We start from the raw sequence: 3780 nt of genomic DNA, 5'->3' as shown, positions 1-3780 counted from the left end.
AAATACTTCTGCTTGATCAACTGAAGGCGTGACTCGATGTGCTCACGCAAGGCGTCGCCGACATCGAGGTTCTTACCGGTGACTTTGATCTGCATGGTCGTCGCAAATATCCCTGCTTCGCCCTGAGCTATACACATGGGCGCGTTTGGCTGGCACGTCAACTGGCCTGTCAGTCTTGCCCGGAGCTTTACCTGTCTTGTTCGCTGCAAACGCGGCACCTGCCGCCCGTCCGGGCCGTCTGCGAAGCGGGCGGAACCTAGTCGAGCGGGAGAGCCCCGTCAACGCCCCATCCGGAGGCTGACCTTGCGCTCCCGCCGGCGCTGGACGGAAGACGGAATTCCCAATTCTTCCCGGTATTTGGCAACCGTCCGGCGGGCGATGTCGATGCCCATCGCCTGCAACCTTTGGACGATCGCGTCATCGGAGAGGACCTCATCCGTCTCCTGCCCGATCAGATCCTTGATGCGGTGGCGCACGGCTTCGGCCGAATGACCATCACCCTCGCCGTCCGACGAAGCGATGGCCGTGGTAAAGAAATACTTGAACTCGAAGATGCCGCGCGGCGTTGCCATGTATTTGTTTGACGTCACGCGGCTCACCGTCGACTCATGCATTTCGATGGCATCTGCCACGGTTCTCAGGTTGAGGGGCCTGAGATGCTGTACACCCAGAACCAGGAAAGCATCCTGCTGGCGCACGATTTCGCGCGCCACCTTCAGGATGGTCTTGGCCCGCTGGTCAAGGCTCTTGACCAGCCAGGTGGCATTGGCCTGGCACTCTGACAGATAGAGCTTGTCCTCGCTACGCGCCGCCGCGGTGGAAACCCGCGCCAGATACTGGTTGTTGATGAGAACGCGCGGCAGCGTCTCCGTATTGAGTTCGACGATCCAGGCGCCCTCGGGCGAGGCCCGCACGATGACGTCCGGAATGACGGGCTGTACGAGCTCCGAGCCGAAGGCGCTGCCCGGCTTGGGATTGAGGGCGCGCAATTCGGCGATCATGTCCTTGAGGTCGTCGAGGTCGACGCGGCAAAGCGACTTCAGAGCCGGAAAGTCGCGCCGTGCCAGCAGTTCAAGGTTGGCGACGAGCGCCTGCATGGCGGGATCGAAGCGGTCACGCTCCAGAAGCTGCAGGCTCAGGCATTCCTTGAGGTCGCGTGCGAACACACCAGGTGGATCGCAGGATCTCAGCTTCGCGAGCACGCTCTCCACGTGGGACACCGATGTGCCAAGCGTTTCCGCCACAGGCTCGGCACCGGAGGTGAGATAACCATCCTCGTTCAGCATGCCGATCAGGTGCTGGCCGATCAGCCGCTCGGACGCCTCCGTCAGAAGAAGGTTCATCTGTTCCGTCAGATATTCGGCGAGGGTGGGCTGGCGGGTCAGGGTTGCCGCAAAATCATTGTCCTCGGCGTTGAGCGACATGGCCCCCTGCGGCCTCAGCGAGGACCAGCCCGAATCCTGCGCGCCCTGGGGCAGCCGGTTCGCGGCGTCGGCGCGCGCCTCATGGGTATAGACATTCTCAAGCTCGGTATCGAGCGTGCGCAGCCGCTCTTCCGCGCCCGTGTCGGCCTGAAGCGCGCTCACCATGTCAGGCCGGCCGTCGGCGGCCGGGAGGTTCGCGGCCTGAACCTCGTTCCTCTCGTCACGCTCGAGCAGCGGATTGCGCTCGAGTTCCTGGTCGACAAAGGCCTGAAGCTCGATGTTCGACATCTGCAGCAGCTTGATCGCCTGCTGCAGCTGCGGCGTCATGAGGAGCGCCTGGCCCTGACGGAGTTCGAGCCTCTGGTTCAGCGCCATCGCGCGCTCTCATGGCTCACAGGCTGAAGTCGGCGCCGAGATAATGGCGCCGGACGTCGGGGTTCGCCACGATCTCGCCGGGCGTTCCTTGCGTCAGGACCTGGCCCTCATGGATGATGAGCGCCGTGTCGATGAGTTCGAGGGTTTCGCGGACGTTGTGATCCGTAACAAGCACCCCGATTCCCCGAGAGGTGAGCTGACGCACCAGCTTGCGAATATCACTGATCGCAATCGGGTCAATTCCGGCGAACGGCTCGTCGAGGAGCATGAACTCGGGGTCGGCGGCGAGGGCACGGGCGATTTCCACCCTGCGACGCTCTCCGCCAGAGAGCGCAACAGCCGGCGAATTCCGGAGGTGGGTAATTGAGAACTCATCAAGCAACTCACGCAACTTTTCTTCGCGCTGTTGCCTGGAGCCCTCGGTCAGTTCCAGCACGGCGCGAATGTTTTCCTCGACGGTCAGGCCGCGGAAGATCGAGCTCTCCTGCGCCAGATAACCAATCCCAAGCCTTGCCCGCCGGTACATGGGCAAGTGGGTGATCTCCGTGCCATCGAGGCTGATCCGGCCGCTGTCGGCGGCAATGAGGCCGGTGATCATGTAGAACACCGTCGTCTTGCCGGCGCCATTGGGTCCCAGAAGTCCCACAGCTTCACCGCGCCTGACAGAGAGCGAGACATCGCGCACCACGGGCCTGCGCTTGTAGGACTTCCTTAAGCCCTCAACCACCAACCCGGCCTGCGCAGCACCAGCCTGCTCCTTGGCGCCCTTCTGCGGACTCTGTGCCCGCCGGGGCGCCGTTTTCGGAACCTGCCTGTCTGTCACCACGTTCTCGTCACGCGCCAATCGAGAATCCACCAAATTGATTTAATTTTACCTAAAGCCGTTACTTCGGAAGGAAACTTCCCTTGACCCGGCCGCCCGTCATCTTGATCTTGTCGGAATTGAGGTCGGCGTTAAGCTCCTCGCCCGAGAGCACCGTGGAACCCTGCACCAGCTTGACCGCACCGCCCACAACGAGCTTGTTGGTCTGCGGATTGAACTTGGCCCAGTCGCCGGTGATCGTCTCGCGCGGGGTCGTGATGGTGACATTGCCCCTGGCGTCGAGATCGGTCGCATCAAGCTTCATGGTGCCGTCGGCCTGCTTGACCTCGGCATAGGTGACGGTGAGCAGGTCAGACTTCATGTTGGTGGTGCCGCGCGTCGCATCCACCGCCCCCGTGAAAATCATCTTTTTCTCGGCGTCGTTGATTTCCGTATCATTGGATATGACATCCACCGGCACCGGCGCCTCGCTCGTCTGAGCCTTGAGGGTGCCAGCGCTCATCAGCATGAGGGAAGCGGCGAAAATGGCGGCGAACCTTGTCGTCATGGATTTACGTCTCCCTTGGCCTGTGGCGCGTCAAAGCGTGTCTTGACCCCATTCAAGAACAGAATTCGCGCACCGTCATCGGTTATTTGCATGCCGTTGGCATTAATCGTGCCGTTTGGAAAAGTGACGGCGACCGGGCTTTCGGAGGCAAGGCGCTTCTCCCCCAGCACCACATTGGCGCGGTCCATGCGGGCCTTGAACCGGTCTTTTTGCTCAAGCACGACATTGCCGTTAAGCTCCAGTTTCCTGGTTTCCGTATCAAAAAGACCTGTTTCGGCGGTGATTGTGAACTCCGTGCCGCCAGCACGGCGGAACACGCCGGCGGGCTCCACCAGGTGAACGAGGGAGGGGGTCTTCTCGTCCTGCCAGCCACGCTTTGCCTTCACCTCATAAGGCAGGTTTTCGTTATCCATGCCGGTGATGGTGGATTCGACCGCGGCGATCTGGTCGGCGCGCGCCGGGGGCGGCGCCTCCGGTTCCCGCGGCATCATGGCGGAGAAAAGCCCCGCCTGTGCGAGGAAGACCAGCACGAAACCAAGGCCCACAGCAGCCGCCAGCCATGTCAGGGCCTTCGCCAGCCCGGCCCGGCGCACGGCTTTCCGGGCCTGGTT

The 3780-nt window shown here is 62.0% G+C and carries 4 protein-coding genes; all 4 read right to left on the bottom strand.

What is annotated here, in order from left to right; all coding sequences use genetic code 11:
- Nucleotides 1-278: 278 nt before the first annotated feature.
- Nucleotides 279-1799: an RNA polymerase factor sigma-54 gene (rpoN, locus tag ACILRA_RS20940; RefSeq protein ID WP_395663986.1), complete on the bottom strand. Its 1521-nt coding sequence runs from the start codon at nucleotides 1797-1799 to the stop codon at nucleotides 279-281.
- A 16-nt stretch (nucleotides 1800-1815) separates the two neighbouring features.
- Nucleotides 1816-2643, bottom strand: a complete 828-nt coding sequence (gene lptB, locus ACILRA_RS20935; RefSeq protein WP_395663985.1) for an LPS export ABC transporter ATP-binding protein — start codon at nucleotides 2641-2643, stop codon at nucleotides 1816-1818.
- A 40-nt stretch (nucleotides 2644-2683) separates the two neighbouring features.
- Nucleotides 2684-3169, bottom strand: coding sequence for an LptA/OstA family protein (locus tag ACILRA_RS20930; RefSeq protein ID WP_395663984.1), 486 nt, complete (start codon nucleotides 3167-3169; stop codon nucleotides 2684-2686).
- Nucleotides 3166-3780 (bottom strand): LPS export ABC transporter periplasmic protein LptC (lptC, locus tag ACILRA_RS20925; RefSeq protein WP_395663983.1); only part of this gene is annotated, 615 nt, incomplete at its 5' end. The genes ACILRA_RS20930 and lptC, both read right to left, overlap by 4 nt.

The sequence above is a fragment of the Aestuariivirga sp. genome, assembly GCF_044239095.1.
In the GTDB taxonomy this organism is placed as follows: domain Bacteria; phylum Pseudomonadota; class Alphaproteobacteria; order Rhizobiales; family Aestuariivirgaceae; genus Aestuariivirga.
The sequence above is the reverse complement of the archived record's forward strand: the minus strand, read 5'-3'. Positions and strand labels throughout refer to the sequence as shown.